Origin of the sequence: Ruegeria atlantica (assembly GCF_001458195.1) — a bacterium.
GTDB classification, from domain to species: domain Bacteria; phylum Pseudomonadota; class Alphaproteobacteria; order Rhodobacterales; family Rhodobacteraceae; genus Ruegeria; species Ruegeria atlantica.
Genome location: NZ_CYPU01000039.1, coordinates 747,751 through 765,336, shown reverse-complemented (window position 1 = coordinate 765,336; position 17,586 = coordinate 747,751). Strand labels below are relative to the sequence as shown.

The 17,586-nt window shown below is 58.7% G+C and carries 16 protein-coding genes; 4 read left to right on the top strand and 12 right to left on the bottom strand.

Going from position 1 to position 17,586, the window contains the following annotated elements; translation table 11 throughout:
* Positions 1-10 precede the first annotated feature (10 nt).
* Positions 11-1,411: a glutamate--tRNA ligase gene (gene gltX / locus RUA4292_RS13670; protein ID WP_058278042.1), complete on the bottom strand. Its 1,401-nt coding sequence runs from the start codon at positions 1,409-1,411 to the stop codon at positions 11-13.
* A gap of 78 nt (positions 1,412-1,489) precedes the next feature.
* Between gltX and RUA4292_RS13665 the strand changes: the two genes are divergently transcribed.
* A complete protein-coding gene (locus tag RUA4292_RS13665) occupies positions 1,490-3,532 on the top strand; it encodes a ComEC/Rec2 family competence protein (protein ID WP_058278041.1) in 2,043 nt (680 codons plus the stop codon).
* Here the strand turns inward: RUA4292_RS13665 and lexA are convergent.
* The 6 genes from lexA to RUA4292_RS13635 all read right to left on the bottom strand — a co-directional run bounded on the left by lexA (position 3,529) and on the right by RUA4292_RS13635 (position 8,354).
* Positions 3,529-4,227, bottom strand: a complete 699-nt coding sequence (gene lexA / locus RUA4292_RS13660) for a transcriptional repressor LexA (RefSeq protein ID WP_058271750.1) — start codon at positions 4,225-4,227, stop codon at positions 3,529-3,531. The two genes, RUA4292_RS13665 and lexA, sit on opposite strands and share 4 nt — an antisense overlap.
* Positions 4,228-4,305: 78 nt before the next feature.
* On the bottom strand, positions 4,306-5,478 hold the full coding sequence (locus RUA4292_RS13655) for a molybdopterin molybdotransferase MoeA (protein ID WP_058278040.1): 1,173 nt from the start codon (positions 5,476-5,478) through the stop codon (positions 4,306-4,308).
* Positions 5,475-5,948, bottom strand: a complete 474-nt coding sequence (moaC, locus tag RUA4292_RS13650) for a cyclic pyranopterin monophosphate synthase MoaC (RefSeq protein WP_058278039.1) — start codon at positions 5,946-5,948, stop codon at positions 5,475-5,477. The genes RUA4292_RS13655 and moaC overlap by 4 nt, the downstream gene beginning before the upstream one ends.
* Positions 5,948-6,760, bottom strand: coding sequence for an indole-3-glycerol phosphate synthase TrpC (gene trpC, locus RUA4292_RS13645; protein WP_058278038.1), 813 nt, complete (start codon positions 6,758-6,760; stop codon positions 5,948-5,950). Before trpC ends, moaC begins: the two co-directional genes overlap by 1 nt.
* Positions 6,757-7,776 (bottom strand): anthranilate phosphoribosyltransferase, encoded by a 1,020-nt coding sequence (trpD, locus tag RUA4292_RS13640; RefSeq protein WP_058278037.1) that lies wholly within the window; start codon positions 7,774-7,776, stop codon positions 6,757-6,759. The genes trpC and trpD overlap by 4 nt, the downstream gene beginning before the upstream one ends.
* On the bottom strand, positions 7,773-8,354 hold the full coding sequence (locus RUA4292_RS13635) for an anthranilate synthase component II (protein ID WP_058271745.1): 582 nt from the start codon (positions 8,352-8,354) through the stop codon (positions 7,773-7,775). The genes trpD and RUA4292_RS13635 overlap by 4 nt, the downstream gene beginning before the upstream one ends.
* Positions 8,355-8,549: 195 nt before the next feature.
* On the opposite strand from RUA4292_RS13635, the gene RUA4292_RS13630 reads away from it, so the two are divergent.
* On the top strand, positions 8,550-10,142 hold the full coding sequence (locus tag RUA4292_RS13630; RefSeq protein ID WP_058278036.1) for a divergent polysaccharide deacetylase family protein: 1,593 nt from the start codon (positions 8,550-8,552) through the stop codon (positions 10,140-10,142).
* A 45-nt stretch (positions 10,143-10,187) separates the two neighbouring features.
* On the opposite strand, the gene trpE is transcribed toward RUA4292_RS13630, so the two are convergent.
* The 5 genes from trpE to fabI all read right to left on the bottom strand — a co-directional run bounded on the left by trpE (position 10,188) and on the right by fabI (position 16,191).
* Positions 10,188-11,699, bottom strand: a complete 1,512-nt coding sequence (trpE, locus tag RUA4292_RS13625; protein ID WP_058278035.1) for an anthranilate synthase component I — start codon at positions 11,697-11,699, stop codon at positions 10,188-10,190.
* A gap of 12 nt (positions 11,700-11,711) precedes the next feature.
* Positions 11,712-13,553, bottom strand: a complete 1,842-nt coding sequence (locus RUA4292_RS13620) for a peptidylprolyl isomerase (RefSeq protein WP_058278034.1) — start codon at positions 13,551-13,553, stop codon at positions 11,712-11,714.
* A gap of 84 nt (positions 13,554-13,637) precedes the next feature.
* Positions 13,638-14,813 (bottom strand): aminotransferase, encoded by a 1,176-nt coding sequence (locus tag RUA4292_RS13615; RefSeq protein WP_058278033.1) that lies wholly within the window; start codon positions 14,811-14,813, stop codon positions 13,638-13,640.
* 57 nt (positions 14,814-14,870) lie between these two features.
* Positions 14,871-15,380: a xanthine phosphoribosyltransferase gene (gene gpt, locus RUA4292_RS13610; RefSeq protein ID WP_058278032.1), complete on the bottom strand. Its 510-nt coding sequence runs from the start codon at positions 15,378-15,380 to the stop codon at positions 14,871-14,873.
* Positions 15,381-15,384: 4 nt separating this feature from the next.
* Positions 15,385-16,191: an enoyl-ACP reductase FabI gene (fabI, locus tag RUA4292_RS13605; protein ID WP_058278207.1), complete on the bottom strand. Its 807-nt coding sequence runs from the start codon at positions 16,189-16,191 to the stop codon at positions 15,385-15,387.
* Positions 16,192-16,326: 135 nt separating this feature from the next.
* Here fabI and pdxH point away from each other — a divergent pair, with 135 nt between their 5' ends.
* On the top strand, positions 16,327-16,932 hold the full coding sequence (pdxH, locus tag RUA4292_RS13600; protein ID WP_058278031.1) for a pyridoxamine 5'-phosphate oxidase: 606 nt from the start codon (positions 16,327-16,329) through the stop codon (positions 16,930-16,932).
* 142 nt (positions 16,933-17,074) lie between these two features.
* Positions 17,075-17,581 (top strand): cold-shock protein, encoded by a 507-nt coding sequence (locus RUA4292_RS13595; protein ID WP_370737420.1) that lies wholly within the window; start codon positions 17,075-17,077, stop codon positions 17,579-17,581.
* Positions 17,582-17,586: the final 5 nt, after the last annotated feature.

The window sequence follows — 17,586 nt, the reverse complement described above, 5'->3', positions numbered from 1 at the left end:
AAGATTGGGTTTACGTCGCTGCGTCAGAAAGCCGGGCCAGGGTTTCTTCCTTCCCCAGCACAAGCATCATGTCAAAAACTGAAGGCGTCACTGCCCGACCTGCCAACACGGCCCGCAATGGGCCCGCCAGTTTGCCGAACTTAACCTCTTTCGCTTCTGCAAACGAATTTAGGGTTTGCTCCAGTTCGTTTCGCGTCCAGCTAGCATTTTGCACGTGCGGCGTCAATTCACTCAGTATACCATCGGATACTGAGGCCAGTGCTTTTGCAGCCTTTTCATCGGGGTAAATTGGCCGAGATGTCAACACAAAGTGAGCTTTTTCAAGAAGTTCCGGGAACATCCGCGCGCGATCCTTGAGGCAATACATCGCACGTTCCAGATCACCGGATTGTGTTTCCGTGAGGTTAGGTAAATTTGCCGCTGCCAGATAGGCTTCGATCTCTTGCCGCAATGCAGCATCATCCGCGATGGCGATATGCTGCCCGCACAGATTTTCCAGTTTTTTCAGGTCGAAACGGGCAGGGCTTTTGCCGATTCCGTCAAGATCGAACCACTCTTTGGCCTGCGCGTCCGTAAAGAATTCATCATCGCCGTGGCTCCAACCCAGGCGCGCCAAATAGTTGCGCATGCCAGCCGCTGGGTAACCCATGCCCTGATATTCCTGCGCACCCAAAGCACCGTGGCGCTTGGACAGCTTTTTACCATCCTGCCCGTGGATCAGAGGGATATGCGCCCAGACCGGGACGTCCCAACCCATCGCCTGATAGATCATCATCTGCCGCGCCGCGTTGTTTAGGTGGTCGTCGCCACGGATCACATGGGTCACGCCCATGTCGTGATCGTCGACCACAACTGCAAGCATGTAGACCGGCGTGCCGTCCGACCGCAGCAGGATCATGTCGTCCAACTGATCGTTGCGAATGGTCACGTCACCCTGAACCTGATCGCGGATTACCGTCGTGCCGTCCTGAGGCGCCTTGATGCGGATCGCAAACGAAGCGTCCGGATGGGAGGACGCGTCTGCATCGCGCCAAGGACTGCGGAACAGGGTCGATTTCCCCTCGGCCCGCGCTTGTTCGCGGAAGGCCGAGATCTCTTCCTGCGTTGAAAAGCACTTGTACGCCTTGCCCTCAGCCAGCAACTGATGCGCCACCTCGGCGTGACGTTCGGCACCCTCGAATTGACTAATTACATCGCCGTCGTGATCAAGACCCAGCCACTCCATCCCGTGCAGGATCGCAGCCGTTGCTTCTGGGGTCGATCGTTCACGGTCGGTGTCTTCGATCCGCAACAGGAACTTGCCACCACGTCCACGCGCATAAAGCCAGTTGAACAGTGCGGTGCGTGCCCCGCCGATATGCAGAAAGCCGGTTGGGGACGGAGCGAAACGAGTGACGACCTGATCGGACATTGTGTGGATTAACCTTTTGGTAACCGTGTCGGGCATAGATTGGCGTCTGTCTAACGAGCCGGAAGGACGGGGGCAACCATGCGTGTTCTGGCACGGGTCGAGACCGCATTACTGAACCAGACAGGGTATTTGTTTGAGTGGTCTCCGGTGTGTTTGGCAGTCGGTATTGGTCTGTATTTCAGCCTGCGGTTTGAACCGGGGTGGATGGTCTATGCAGGCTTCGTTGCCGTGATCGCGATTTGCTTAGGCTTGGTGCGCTGGCTTTCGTCTGGCTGGGCTGCGTTGACAACAGGGGGGGCGCTGATCGCTGCCGGGTTTATCCTGGCGGGCGGGCGCGCCCACACGGTGGCAGAGCCGGTCCTGTCCTGGCGTTATTACGGCCCGGTCGAGGGGCGGGTTGTAGCCATGGATCGCTCTGCGTCGGATGCGCTGCGGATTACGCTGGATCGGGTGCGTATAGGGGATTTGCCCGGTGACCGGCGGCCGCAGCGCGTCCGGCTTTCCTTGCACGGAGGCGCACGGTCGCTGACGCCCGGCCAAAGGATCATGACCACTGCCCATTTGTCGCCCCCTCAAGGTCCGGTGGAACCGGGAGGATTCGACTTTCGGCGACACGCGTGGTTTCAACGGCTGGGGGCCGTGGGATACACCCGAGTTCCGGTGCTGATCGCTGCGCCCCCGCAGCCCGAAGGCATCCGCGTTACGGCATGGCGAATGGCGATTTCCAACCATGTCCGCACGATCCTGCCGGGTGAGATTGGCGGGTTTGCGGCCGCCGTCACAACGGGTGATCGCAGCGGTATGGGGCAAGAAACGCTAGAGTCACTGCGCGCATCCAACCTGGCGCATCTGTTGGCGATTTCGGGCCTCCACATGGGCCTGCTGACCGGGTTCGTCTACTTGATGTGCAGGCTTTTGTTTTCAACCATTCCTGCGCTGGCTCTCAGATTGCCTGTGCGCAAACTGGCGGCTGTCTGTGCGATGTTCGCAGCCACGATCTACTTGTTACTGTCTGGGGGAAACGTCGCCACGGAACGCGCCTTTGTCATGGCGAGTGTCATGTTGATGGCCATACTGATCGACAAACGCGCGATTTCCCTACGGGCCGTTGCGGTCGCCGCACTTATTGTACTCATTCTGCGCCCCGAATCCTTGCTTAGCCCGGGGTTTCAAATGTCTTTTGCCGCAACGACAGCGCTTGTGACGGTGTTTGGAGCGGCGCGTGAATTGGGACCGATGCCGGGGCCAAAGTGGCTGAAACCTGTCGCGAGCCTGCTGATGTCCTCAGCTATCGCGGGATTTGCAACCGCGCCAATTGGTGCGGCGCATTTCAACACATTGTCTCACTATGGTCTTCTGGCCAACATGCTTTCGGTGCCCGTCATGGGCATGGTTGTCGTCCCCTCGGCCGTGGTGGCAGCACTGCTGTCGCCATTCGGCCTTGAGATGGTGCCACTGGCAGTGATGGGGCTGGGTTTAGAGTGGATTCTTGCGGTTTCTCAATGGGTATCGGGATTTGACGGCGCGCAAGGATATGTTGTCAGCCCGCCGACCCCTGTCCTGCCGCTAATTGCGCTTGGCGGCCTGTGGCTTGCGCTGTGGCAAGGACTGGCCCGATGGGTTGGGGTGGCACCAATGGCCTTGGCGCTGATGTTATGGGGGCAGGGAAATCGCCCTGAAATACTGGTTGCGGATAGTGGCGGTCTTGTTGGCGTGATGACCGAACAAGGACGCGCCTTGAGTAAGAAAAAGGGAAGCGGGTTCGTCGCAACCGTCTGGCTGGAAAACGATGGGGACGGCGCAGATCAGCTGCATGCGGCCAGTCGATGGCCGCATGATTCCGGCACCATTCAACGGTATGACTGGCAGGGCAAAGAGGTGTTGCACATAACAGGCAAACGCGCGGCGCGCGGGTTCAGTGCCTGCAATGCCGATCAGATCGTGATTTCTGCCGTGGCGCTGCAACTGTCCGGCGGCTGTGAAGTCTTCGATCCGAAACGGCTGCTTGCAACGGGAAGTCTGTCCCTGTCGGGCGGCAAGATCACAACGTCTAGAGAAGCGATGGGCGACAGGCTCTGGTCCCCGAACGCATCCGGGAACCGGGATACCAAGCAGTTTTAGTAGCTGCGGATCAGTCCAACCAGACGACCCTGCACCTTGACCTTATCTTCCGGCAGAACGCGGGTTTCATAGGCGGGGTTCGCAGCCTCAAGCGCAATCGCCTGACCCCGGCGGAAGAACCGCTTCAAGGTGGCTTCCTGATCTTCGACAAGGGCAACAACGATATCGCCGTTATCGGCAACCGAGGTTTCCCGGATCACCACCACGTCGCCATCGTTGATCCCGGCGTCGATCATCGAGTCGCCACGCACTTCCAGCGCGTAGTGCTCTCCTTTTCCCGACACCATTGTTCCGGGTACCGCGACGCGGTGCGAAACGTGGCTGATCGCTTCGATGGGAACACCGGCGGCGATGCGGCCCATAACGGGCAATTCCATCGCATCCACGGTCACCGGCTCAAAGTTCGCGGGGCGGGGGCCGGACGGCTTGTCGCCTTCGATCACACGCGGCTTGAAGGCCACTGTGGGTTCTCCACCCAGGCTTTCCGGCAGTTTGACGATTTCAATGGCCCGCGCACGGTGCGCCAGACGCCGAATGAACCCGCGTTCCTCTAGTGCAGTGATCAATCTGTGGATGCCGGATTTGGACCTGAGGTCCAACGCGGCCTTCATTTCATCGAAACTGGGCGGAACACCGTCCGCCTGAACGCGTTTGTGAATGAATTCCAACAAATCCAACTGCTTCTTGGTCAACATTGCTCACACCTCATCGGTCATGCGTTTTCTTTTGTTCTACGCATGTTCACGTTTTGTGTCAACGGATTTGAGCGGGATTTAGATCGGCAGATATTGAACCTCATCCCCGGCAGGTCGGGCGGGGTCATGCGGGGGGCGCACCAACAGAGCGTTTGCCTGCGCCAAAACGCTGAGCAGTGAACTGTCCTGATCGGAATATGCGCGAATGCCGGTTTCATCCAGCATAGCCCGCATGTAATGCTCACGCGGACCGTTTTCGCCGAGCGGTTCAGCAAGCCTTGCGGTTGGCAATGGGGGCAGAACCTGTTCGACACCCAACATCCGACGCACCATTGGCAACAGGAAGAGATAGCCACAAACCATTGCACTAACAGGATTTCCGGGCAAACCGACCATTGCCGTTTGTCCCAATCGACCCGCCATCAGGGGTTTGCCGGGGCGCATTCGGATCTTGTAGAAAGATTGCTCCATTCCCAACCCGGTTGAGACATCTGACACCAGATCGTAGTCTCCAACCGATGCGCCGCCGATGGTCACAACCAGATCCGCTCCTTCGGCCAGTCCGAAGGCAGTTTCAAGCGATGAGACCGTATCGCGCGCGACCGGAAGGATGCGGACGTGCGCGCCAGCGTCCTCCAGCAGTGCTTTCAAGCCAAACGTATTGGATGCGATAATCTGATCGGGGCCGGGGGTTTCGCCCGGCATCACCAGTTCATCACCGGTGGAGATCAGAGCGACAACAGGCTTTCGAGTCACTGGTACGGTCGCAACATTCATCGCCGCCATGAGCGCGATGTCCTCTGCACGCAAACGACGGGGGGCCGGGATCTTTGTGCCTGTTTTGAAATCGACGCCCGAAGGTCTGATATTCGTTTTTAGCCCGGGCAGGTCCGAGATTGTGATCAGGTCGCCGCGACGTTCGGTATCTTCTTGTATGACAACGAAATCAGCACCTTCGGGGACCGGGGCGCCGGTGAAGATACGCACTGCCTGTCCAGGCCCGACGCGACCAGTGTAGCGGTTGCCAGCGGCCGACTCGCCGATGACCTTGAACATGGCGTGCAGCTCGACCTCGGTCGCTTTCAGCGCGTAGCCGTCCATCGAGGATGCCTCAAACGGTGGCTGGTCGCGGGTGGCCTCGATATCCTGAGCCAGAACACGACCTGCGGCGTCGGACAAAGCAACGGTCTCGGCTGGCAGGGGCGAGACCAGTTCAAACAACAGCGCGCGGGCCTCTTCGACGGTGATCATTTTGCTTCGTAACGCCCTGATTTACCGCCATCTTTCAGCAATACACGGATGCCGCCGATTTCCATCGCCTTATCAACAGCCTTGGTCATGTCATAGACCGTTAGCGCAGCCGTGGACACGGCGGTCAGCGCCTCCATCTCGACACCGGTCTGGCCCGATGTTTTGACAGTGGCTTCGACCTGCACACCGGGTAAGTCGGGATCCAGCGTCAATTCGACAGCTACCTTGGTGACCGGGAGCGGGTGACATAAAGGGATCAGATCAGGTGTTTTCTTCGCGCCCATAATGCCTGCAAGGCGTGCCACGCCGAGAACATCACCTTTCTTGGCGCGGCCTTCGGAAATCAGATCAAAGGTGTCCTGCGCCATTTTGATGTATCCAGCCGCCACGGCGACGCGGTCAGTGACTTCCTTGTCCGAGACATCGACCATATGGGCCTGCCCCTGAGCATCAAAATGGGTCAGCGGCATCACATGACTCCGGGGATTAGAGGGCTTGCCAAAAGGTGGCGGGTGGCTGCTGCCACGTCGTCCTGACGCATCAGGCTTTCACCGATCAGGAAGCTGCGCGCGCCGTAGCGTGCGATATCGGCCAGATCTTCCGGTGTGCTCAGACCACTTTCGCAGATGATCGTCCGGCCCGCTGGCACCAGCTTGGACAGGTGTCGAGTGGTATCAAGAGATGTCTCGAAGGTCTTGAGATTGCGGTTGTTTATCCCGATCAACGAACTCTTCAATTGCGCGGCACGTTCCAGTTCTTCCTGATCGTGAACTTCGATCAGGACATCCATACCCCAGTCAAATGCCGTCTGCTCCAGCTCAGCGGCTTGGGCGTCATCTACCGATGCCATGATAATCAGGATGCAATCCGCACCCAAAGCCCGTGCCTCGACCACCTGATAGGGGTCGTACATAAAATCCTTGCGCAGCGCCGGAAGCTCGGTGGCAGCCCGGGCTTCGGTCAGGTACTCTTTTGCACCCTGAAAACTCGGCGTGTCGGTCAGCACCGATAAACACGCAGCGCCGCCTTCTTCATAGGCTTTGGCCAGAGCGGGTGGATCGAAATCCGGGCGGATCAGACCCTTGGACGGGCTGGCTTTCTTGACCTCGGCAATCAGGCCGTAACCCCGACGCGCCGCTGTTCGAAGCGCATCGGCAAAACCGCGGACCTCTGGCGCGTTACGAGCTTCGTTTTCAAGTGTTTCCAGCGATTTTTGCGCTTTGTCTGCCGCAACTTCTTCAAGTTTGTAGGCTTTGATTTTGTCCAGAACCGTCTCGGTCATGCGGCCTCCTGCGTAATTTGGGCCAGGGCCGCGATTTTGTCTTTAGCTTTTCCGCTGTCGATGCTTTCCCGCGCCTTGGCAGCGCCGTCTTTCAAGTCATCAGCAGAGCCAGCAACCACAAGGGCCGCGGCGGAATTCAACAACACCGCGTCGCGGTAGGCCGATGGCGCGCCATCCAACAAGGCGCGGAAGGCCACGGCGTTTTCCTCGGGCGTTCCGCCGATGATATCCTCGAACGGGTGGACCGGCAGCCCTGCGTCTTCAGGATGCAGCTCGACCTCTTTCACAACGCCATCTTCCAGCGCGGCGACCCAGCTTACGCCGGTGATCGTCAACTCATCCGTGCCATCTGATCCGTGCACTAACCAGGCGTGTTCAGCGCCCAGCAGTCCCAACGTTTCCGCCATTGGGCGGATCAAGTCGCGACTGAACGCACCGGTCAGTTGACGCCGAACACCAGCGGGGTTGGTCAACGGGCCAAGAATGTTGAAAATCGTACGCGTTCCAAGCTCTTGCCGGCTGGGCATGACATGCGCAATCGCAGGATGGTGCATAGGTGCCATCATAAAGCCGATGCCGACTTCTTGCAGAGCCTTTTCAACGGTTTGCGGGCCAACCATAACGTTGATGCCCAGCTGTCCCAAGGCGTCCGCGGCACCGGACTTGGAACTGAGGTTTCGATTGCCGTGTTTGGCGACAGTGACACCAGCCCCAGCCACAACAAACGCCGTGGCGGTGGAAATGTTCAGAGTGCCTTTGCCGTCGCCGCCAGTGCCAACGATATCCATCGCACCCGCCGGTGCTTTCACCGCATTGCACTTTGCGCGCATCACGGCGGCAGCGGCTGCATATTCGTCTACCGTTTCACCACGAGTGCGCATCGCCATCAGCAGGCCGCCAATCTGGCTGGGCGTGGCTTCGCCATCAAACAGGATGCTAAAAGCTTGTTCAGCCTCGGCACGCGTTAAGGGACGATCGGCAGCGGCTCCGATCAGTGGCTTCAGAGCGTCGCTCATGCAGGAACTTTCATCTCGGACAGGAAATTCTTGAGCAGAGCGTGGCCATGCTCAGAGGCGATTGATTCCGGGTGGAACTGTACGCCGTGAATGGGCAATTCTTTGTGTTGCAGGCCCATGATGGTGCCGTCTTCCAGTTCTGCTGTGATCTCAAGGCTATCTGGCAACGTGTCCCGATCCACGATAAGCGAATGATAGCGGGTCGCCTCAAACGGGGTGGGCAGGCCAGCGAACACGCCTTTACCGGTGTGGTGCATCATACCCATCTTGCCGTGGACAATCTCGTGGCAGCGGACAACATTGCCGCCAAACACCTGCCCAATCGTCTGATGACCAAGACAGACCCCCAGAAGCGGTGTCTTTGTTTCGGCTGCTGCTTCTGTCAGCGCAAGGCAAATACCGGCCTGATCAGGATCGCACGGGCCAGGGCTGAGGAGAATTCCTGCAGGGTTCATCGCCATGGCTTCTTGTACATCCAGGGCGTCATTCCGCCGAATGACCATTTCGGCGCCAAGTTCGCCTAAATAGTGTACCAGATTGTAGGTAAACGAGTCGTAGTTGTCGATCAGCAGCAGCATTTGGGCACTTGTCTCGGCTTGGGCATTTCGGACTGGCGATACAGCCCCTGGCCACGGTATAATGTCGGGACATACATGCTCAGGCTTGCGGGGCAGCGTCAAGAGGACATCCTGTTCAGGGCGCAATCGCAGGCCAAAGGCGCGGTAAACGGCGTTGAGGCGATCGAAGCAGGATGAAGGCGAGAGGCAGTTAAGATGGGCGGATTTTTAGGCGGGATGATCGCAGGGGCGGTCGTTGTTGGTCTGCTTGGTGTGGTACTATCCCTGAATACCCCTTTGACCCGGAAACCGGTAGTAAACGCCGAGGCCCCCGAGCCGGCACCGGCTGCGACCCCCGAGGTCAGCACCGAAGCGGCTGAGACGGTGGCAGATGCCGATCTGGTAACCGCGCCGCCGGTGACATCCGATGCGTCCGGGGATCAAACGGACAATCTTGCCGGGCTGGCGGACGTGGAGACTGTGCCAGACTCTGAGCCGACGATCAGTGAGGCCGTCACGCAGGTCGAAGGGGTCGAAATACCTGAAACGGTTGAGGTAACCACATCAAACGAGGCTCCGGTCGTGCCGCAGTCGCCTGCGCAATTGCAGCCATTACCCAGCACCGAAGGTGAGCCGATCATTTCGGAAACCGCGCCCGAGCCGCCGGTTGCACCCAAGCAAGAAGAGACCATTGCTGAGGTTGAGCCGCAGCCCGCGCCCGAAGTCCTGGAAATACTGCCCGAGCCGGAAGTGGAACAGGTGCAGCCCGAGGTGGCAGAGACCCAGCCTGAAATCGCAGAGCCGTTGCCCGAAGTCACCGAAACGGAAATTGAACCAGAACCTCTGCCCGAGCCCGAGGTAGCAGCGGTTCAACCGGAACCCGAGCCGCAGCCTGAACCCACGGCAATCGAACCCCTGGAGCCCGAGGTCGATCCGCTTGAGGACAACCCGATCGCTGTAGAAGGGGAAGAAGACCCGCAGCTTAAAAAGCTGCCACGGATCGCAGCGGTCCCACAGATCGGCGGTGAAGAAACGGATGCCGACGGTCTGACCGTTGGCAAACGAGTCGTCCCGTTGACTGAACGCGATGACGCGCCGGTTTCAGCGGACGAGCAACCCGCGGTACTTCTGCCCGGTAAGCCAATTGATGCCTATGCCGCCAAGTTCGAAAATCCCGAGGCCAAACCGCTTATGTCGATCATTTTGATTGATGATGAAGGGGCCTTTGGAGCCGAGGCGTTGAAGGATTTCCCATACCCACTGAGCTTTGCCGTCAGCCCGTCTGATCCCGATGCGGCCGAAAAAATGGCCCGCCATCGCGCAGCGGGTTTCGAGGTTCTGGCCCTTGCCGACTTGCCCAAGGCGGCCAGCGCACAAGATGCTGAGGTTTCGATGGCTGTCTGGCTGGACACTCTGCCGGAAACCGTTGGTATTCTGGAGGGCGTGGGAACCGGCATTCAGGGCAATCGCAAATTGGCCGATCAGGTGGCCGCAATTGCCGGTGATACTGGGCGCGGGCTTATCACTCAGGATAATGGCCTGAACACCGTCCAGAAACTGGCCGCTCGCAATGGCATCCCTTCCGGGGTCATCTTTCGCGACATCGACGGTGCCCGCCAGGACCCCACGATCATGCGACGTTTCTTGGATCAGGCGGCATTCCGGGCTGGTCAGCAGGGAACTGTCGTCATGTTGGGACGGCTGCGCCCGGACACGATCTCGGCCCTGTTGCTATGGGGGCTGGAAGATCGCGGTGGCCGCGTGGCCATGGCCCCGATTTCAGCGGTCATGACGCAAGAAACTCAGTAAGGCTGAAGATGAAAAACGGCTGACCATGAGGTCAGCCGCTATTCTTTAAGAGTTGCCAGAGCCGGTGAATCGGGCCGCGTCTGCAGCCGCACGCCGAATGGCGTTCGATTTGTGGACGGTTTCCATGAATTCGGCCTCGGGGTCGCTGTCATAGACCACGCCTCCGCCTGCCTGAATATAAAGCTTTTGGTCTTTCACGATGGCCGTACGCAGGGCGATACACATATCCATGTCGCCGCCAGCACTGAAATACCCCACACCACCGCCGTAAACGCCGCGCTTTTCGGGCTCAAGCTCGTCGATGATCTCCATTGCACGAACCTTTGGCGCGCCTGAAACGGTGCCTGCAGGCATTCCGGCAAAGAAGGCATCCAGTGCGTCTTTGTCTTCGGCCAACTCACCAACAACGTTGGAGACGATGTGCATCACGTGGCTGTAGCGTTCGATGATGAACTCTTCGGTAGGGCGCACAGTGCCGATCTTTGCGACACGACCGGTGTCGTTGCGGCCCAGATCCAGCAGCATCAGATGTTCTGCCAACTCTTTCTTGTCGGCCAGCAGATCAACCTCGTTGGCCTTATCCTCTTCGGGGGTCGTGCCGCGCGGGCGAGTGCCGGCGATGGGGCGGATCGTGACCTCATCTCCGAAAACGCGGACCAGAATCTCGGGGCTTGCGCCCACGACCTGAAAGCCGCCGAAGTTGAAATAGAACATGAAGGGCGACGGGTTCGTGCGCCGAAGCGAACGATAGAGCGCGAAAGGAGGTTGCGGAAAGTTCTGGGTCCAGCGCTGTGCCGGAACAACTTGAAAGATGTCGCCCGCGCGGATGTATTCCTTGGCCTTTTCGACCGCTTCCAAATACCCGGATTTGGTGAAATTCGACACCGGTGCCGCGACCTCGGACGCATCGCCAAGATCGCGAGTTTCGGCGGGCATGGCGCGTTCCAGATCGCGTACTGCGTCCATAACACGTTCTGCGGCCTGTGCATAAGCAGCCTTGGCCGATTGCCCTTCGCTGACCCATGCGGGCGACACAACCGTGACCTCGCCCTTGACGCCGTCCAGCACAGCAATGACCGAGGGTCTGAGCATGATGGCATCAGGCAGGCCGAGCGGATCAGGGTTCACATCAGGGAGGTATTCCACCAGCCGCACCATGTCATAGCCGAGATAGCCAAACAGCCCGGCTGCGGCTTGGGGTAGGTCGTCCGGCAGGTCGATCTTACTTTCCGCAAGCAGCGCCCGCAGGTTATCCATCGGGTTGCCGGTTTGGGGCGAGAACGCATCGGGGTCGAACCGCGCCGAGCGGTTCAGCGCGGACGTCTCGCCTTGGCAGCGCCAGATCAGGTCCGGCTTCATCCCGATGATCGAATAGCGGCCACGAACCTCACCACCGGTGACCGATTCCAACATGAACGCGTCTTTCTGCGCGCCTGTCAGCTTGAGCATCAAGGAAACCGGCGTGTCCAGATCAGCGGCTAAGCGTGTGTAGACAACCTGATTCTCGCCTGCCTCATAAGCGCGGGCGAAGCTGTCGAAGTCGGGGGTCAGCGCCATATTCAGTCTCTTTTAATAGCTCGCCTGAACAGCATTCAGGGCCTGCTGATCTACGACGGGACGGGCACGGACCTGTGCATCGCGGACAAACGCATCAAAGATGTTCTGGGCCAAAGCCTGATCCAGCTGCGCGGTAAGGGCCGCTTGGACCTGACGCAACTCATCTGTTTCGGCAGGCGGCAGCAGCTCGTCCAGACGCACGATAAACGCGGTTCCGGCACCGGGAATGACGCGCAGATCGCCTTGTTCCATTTCAAAGACCTGCGTCATGAAATCTGCGGGCACATCTTCCAAAAAGGCCGTGCGGGTCAGGGCGTTTTCAACGCGGAACGGCAATCCGGTGGCCGTAAAGTCACCATCGGCCTGCACCTGTTCCAGAACCGCATTTGCCTGTTCTTCCAATGCCGTGTTGGTTTCGGCCTGTGTCCAGGCGGCAACGACACGATCGCGTGCGGTCTCTAGCGGTTCGGGCCGGGGTTCGAGAACCTCGTTCAGACGCAGAGCAAAGATCGAGCCATCCTCGAGGAACGCAACCTCGGGGAAGTCGCCGTCCTGTACGGCTTCGGCCGCGCTGCGGAACCCGTCATAGGCGGCCACGCCTTCACCGGTTTGCGCGCTCCAGTCGATTTGGCCCAACTCCATTTCGGTCTCGGAGGTCAGTTCTTCCAAAGTCGCGCCACCGGCCAGCAGGTCATTGATATCCTCGGCCTGCGCCTCAATCTGGCGGCGGGCACGATCGGCTGCCAATTCCTCGCGCAGGGCAGGGGCGGCATCTTCAAACGACGTGTTGTTTTCGGCAAGCGAGCCATTGACGCGGAACAGCGCCGGTCCGAAGGTGGAAGGCAGCGGGCCGACAACAGCGTCCAATTCGGCAGCAAAGACACCATCGGCGGCTTCGCCCAGATCCTCGCGGGTGACGTCGCCAAGGTCGATATCGCTGAGCTCAAGTTGGCGATTCCGAACGAGTTGCTCGAAGGTCTTACCGCCAACCTCTAGCTGGGCCATGGCGTTTTGGGCTGCGTCCTGATCCGAGAAGGTCAGACGTTCGACCAGGCGGCGTTCGGGCTGCTGGAATTCAGCTGCGCGCTGTTCGTACAAACGCTTTACCGAATCCTCGTCGACTTCCACGTCGTCGAGCAGCATTTCGGGTGACAGGATCGCATACGTCAGCTTTTTGGTGCGCGGCAGGGTGAACAGCTCGGTGTTCTCATCATAAAACGTTTGGACCTGCTCGTCGGTCGGGGCGGCAACAGGTGCGGGCAGGGCGTCAGGTGCCAAAGTTGCGACGGTAAAGCTGCGGCGGGCACCAACGTAGTCAGTCAACACCTGCGTGAGGGTTTCGGGCATCTTCACACCGCCAACCACGGCACTCTGCACGATTGTGCGGGATGTTTCCCTGCGCAGATCCGATTCGAACTCGGTATCGGACATGCCGATCTGTTCCAGTTGGAACTGATACGCGTCGCGGTCAAATGTGCCGTTGACGCCGTGAAAAGCCGGGATCGCAACAATTTCTTCCTGCAGGTTCTCATCACCGATCGAGATGCCCAGCAAACCGACCTCATTGTCCAGCGCGGCTAAAGCCGTCAGGCGCGACAAGGCAAGACGATCCAGACCAAACTCAATGGCCTGCGACATTTGCAAAGGCTGGCCTGTCTGTTGTTCAACCGCGCGGATCTCGCGCTGCAGCTCGCGGACATAGTCATCAACTGAGATATCCTCATTCCCGACCTGGGCCACCGAACGCACGGTGCCAGAGAGGCTGGTTGCGCCAAACCCTGCAAGTCCGAGCATCAAAAGGCCCATGAGAATCCAGACAAAGGTCTTTGATAACTTTTTTACGCCTGCGGCCATTGTGCCCTCTTCGTGCTTTTGTCGGCAGGTAACTGCCCTGTCGGTTGCGGCCCTGAATACGACGCGCACCGTCGGGGAGCAAGCTCAGAAGGACAGAGCAGCCAGCCGTTCGAACAATTGCCCCAATCCGGCGCGGTCCAGATTGGCAAATGCGATACGAACCTGACGTTTTCTTGCCGCATCATTTTCGGGCATGAACATTGTGCCGGGCAGCAGCAGGATGCCGGCCTCGGGGACCAGTCGTTGGGCTAGCTCGTCCGATGGGATATCGAACGGGTGTTCGAAATAGGCGAAATAAGCGCCCAGACCCAGCAGCCGCCAACCCTTGTCCGTCAGGCTTGGCAACAGCTCGGCAATTGCGGCGCGGCGGTCGAGGATCTCATCGCGTTCACCTGCCAGCCATTGCGACAGGTTCTGCATTCCCCAAAGGGCTGCGTGCTGGCCGATCTGGCTTGGGCAGATGGCGACTGTGTCCAAAAACTTTTCAATCTCGGATAGCAGGTCAGTGCCGGTCGCAATCGCGCCGACACGGTGGCCGGTCAGCCTGTATGCTTTGGAAAAGGAATAGAGGTGGATCAGGGTTTGATCCCAGTCAGGCTGGGCGAACAGGTCATGCGGTGGGCCGCTGCGGCTGTCGAAGTCCCGATATGTTTCGTCCACGATCAGCCGGATGCCGACCTCCTGCGCAAGATCAAAGAATGCGCGCACCAAAGGGGCAGGGTATTCCACTCCGCCGGGATTGTTCGGGGTCACAAGAACGATGGCGCGTGTTTTGTCGGTGATCAGAGCACGGGCTGCGTCCGGATCGGGCAGCAGAGCGTCATCGGTTGGCAGGTCCACAGTTCGGACGCCTGCTATGTCCAGCCACATCTTGTGATTAAAGTACCAGGGCGTCGGAACGATGACCTCGTCATCCTGATCGGTGATTGCTGTGATCGTAGCGGCAAATGCCTGATTGCAGCCCGAGGTGATTGCCACCTGATCGCTGGACACCTGCGCGTCATAATGCGACCCGATCTGATGGGCGAGTTCAGTTCGCAGGGCTGGATTGCCCAGAACCGGCCCGTAAAGATGGGCGCTGTCTTCGGTCACGGCAAGGCTGGCAATCGCTTTGCGCAACGCCAAGGGCGGTGGATCGACCGGGGCCGCCTGGCTGACGTTGATCAGGGGACGGTCATCAGGAAACGCCACCCCCTCCAACCAGCGCCGCGCCTCCATGACCGGAGGGGCAAATGTCGCGGTGGTACGGGACTGGGTCATGACGGGCCTGTCCTTTGTAAGGCTTTGCCTCACTCTTTGTGGGTTGAGAGGGTTCTTTTAGTCGGTCCCGCGGTAGGGCTCGACATATTGCAGGGCCATATCCCAAGGGAAAAAGATCCAGGTGTCCTGGCTGACCTCGGTGATGAACGTGTCCACCATCGGACGACCCTTGGGCTTGGCGTAAACTGTCGCGAAATGCGCCTTGGGGTACATTGCGCGCACCAGCTCCAGCGTTTTGCCGCTGTCGACCAGATCGTCGATGATCAGAATACCTTTGCCGTCGCGCATCAGCTGGGCATCGGGGGCTTTCAACACCTCGGCTTCGCCTTGGTCCTGATGGTGGTACGAGCGCACGCTGACTGTGTCGACGGTGCGAATGTCCAGCTCGCGGCTGACGATCATCGCAGGCGCCATACCGCCACGGGTGATGGCCACAACTGCGCGCCATGCGCCGTCATCCGGACCTTGCCCGTCCAAACGCCAGGCCAAGGCGCGGGAATCACGGTGAATCTGATCCCAGCTGATGTGAAACCCTTTTTCGTGGGGCAGGCGATCCTTGGCGCTCATGTCATTAACCCTTTTCGACGTCAGGTGCGTCGACGGCTTTCATGCCGACAATGTGATAACCCGAATCCACGTGTAGGTTTTCTCCTGTTACACCGCTGCTGAGGTCAGACAGCAGATACAGAGCTGATTTGCCGACATCGTCGATGGTCACGTTGCGACGCAGGGGCGAGTTATACTCGTTCCATTTCATAATATAGCGGAAGTCGCCGATGCCGCTGGCGGCCAGCGTCTTGATAGGACCGGCCGAGATCGAATTCACGCGGATACCGTCCTTGCCCAGATCCTCGGCCAAATACTTGACCGATGCTTCCAGCGCAGCTTTGGCAACACCCATCACGTTATAATGGGGCATCACCTGTTCCGCGCCATAATAGGTCAGGGTGACTGCGCTGCCGCCTTCGGACATCATCTTCTCGGCCCGTTGCATCACAGCGGTGAAGGAATAGACCGATACGTCCATAGTCAGTTTGAAGTTCGCACGCGATGTGTCGACGTAGCGGCCCCGAAGTTCGTTCTTGTCTGAAAAACCGATGGCGTGAACAACAAAGTCCAGCCTGCCCCATTTCTCTTCCAGAGATGTGAACAGCGCATCAATCGATTCTTCGTCACTGACGTCGCAGGGCAGAACAATTTCGCTGCCAAGCTGTGCCGCCAGTGGATCAACGCGTTTCTTAAGTGCGTCGCCTTGATATGAAAAAGCCAGCTCTGCTCCGGATTCGGACAAGGCACGGGCTATTCCCCATGCGATTGATTTATCATTGGCCAGTCCCATGATGAGGCCGCGTTTGCCGGCCATCAACTGATTTGACATGTTTGGTTCTCCGCCTGTCTTCGCGTTATGTTGGGATGGTTTATGCCATTGGGTGCGCTGCATCAAGGCCGCGCGCTCTTGCCCGTGGCGGGTTCTCGCCCTAGTGTGGGCTTTATTAGTTTCCAGGGGATGGGAATGAGCGAACGTAGCGGCATATTTGCCGGCACCGATCCGTTTGAAATAGCGGGGCGGTGGCTGGCTGAGGCCAAAGAGAATGAACCGAACGATCCGGACGCTATTGCTTTGGCGACCGTCGATTCGGACGGTATGCCGAATGTGCGAATGGTTCTTCTGAAAGAGATCGAACCGGCAGCTTTTGTGTTCTACACCAACTACGAAAGTGCCAAGGCGGCCGAGTTGGACGGCGCTGGAAAAGCTGCTTTTGTGATGCATTGGAAATCTCTGCGGCGGCAAATCCGAGTTCGTGGTACAGTAACCAGAGAAAGCGGGCCGCAGGCGGATGAGTATTATGCGTCCCGCTCGCTAAAAAGTCGATTGGGGGCCTGGGCGTCCAAGCAGTCTCAGCCTCTCAGCAGTCGCTCGGTTCTGATGGCCGAGGTGGCCAAGGTGACGGCCAAGTTGGGCCCGAACCCGCCACGCCCGCCGTTCTGGGGCGGCTATCGGCTGGTGCCAACCGAAATCGAATTCTGGGCCGATGGGGCCTTTCGGTTGCACGACAGGTTCCGATGGCAGCGGGATCAAGTGGGTTCCGACTGGCAGATACAGAGGTTAAATCCATGACGTTCGCGTATCGTGAAATGCAAGAAGCCGAAAACAAAGGGTTTTTTCAGCTTGAATTTGCGAGCCATTCCCATACACATCGGACCCTTAACGAAATGACAATTTTCGCGATGGGAACGCCGTGCCAGAAGATCTGAACAACATGTACCGCGTCCGTGGACACGTGAAATGGTTCGACCCTGCAAAGGGCTTCGGATTTGTTGTGTCTGATGAGGGCGGTCCGGATATTTTGTTGCACGTCAATGTGTTGCGCAACTTCGGCCAAAGTTCGGTCGCAGATGGTGCGGGCATAGAAATCATGACCCATCGCACGGACCGTGGTGTTCAGGCGGTTGAGGTCATCAGTGTTGATCCACCGGCGCGGACGGACACGATGATGCTGGCTGATTTTGCCGAGCTTGATCAGGTTGAGATCGCCGCTGCCCCGCTAGAGGCTGCGCGAGTCAAATGGTTCGACAAAGGCAAAGGCTTTGGGTTCGCCAATGTTTTTGGCCGTGGTGAAGATGTGTTCCTGCATATCGAAGTTCTGCGCCGCTCAGGTCTGTCGGATCTGCAGCCGGGCGAGGCCCTCGCGATGCGTGTCATCAGTGGCAAGCGTGGACGTATGGCGGCTCAGGTACTGGCCTGGGAAGCTGCCCTGGACGACTGAGTGAT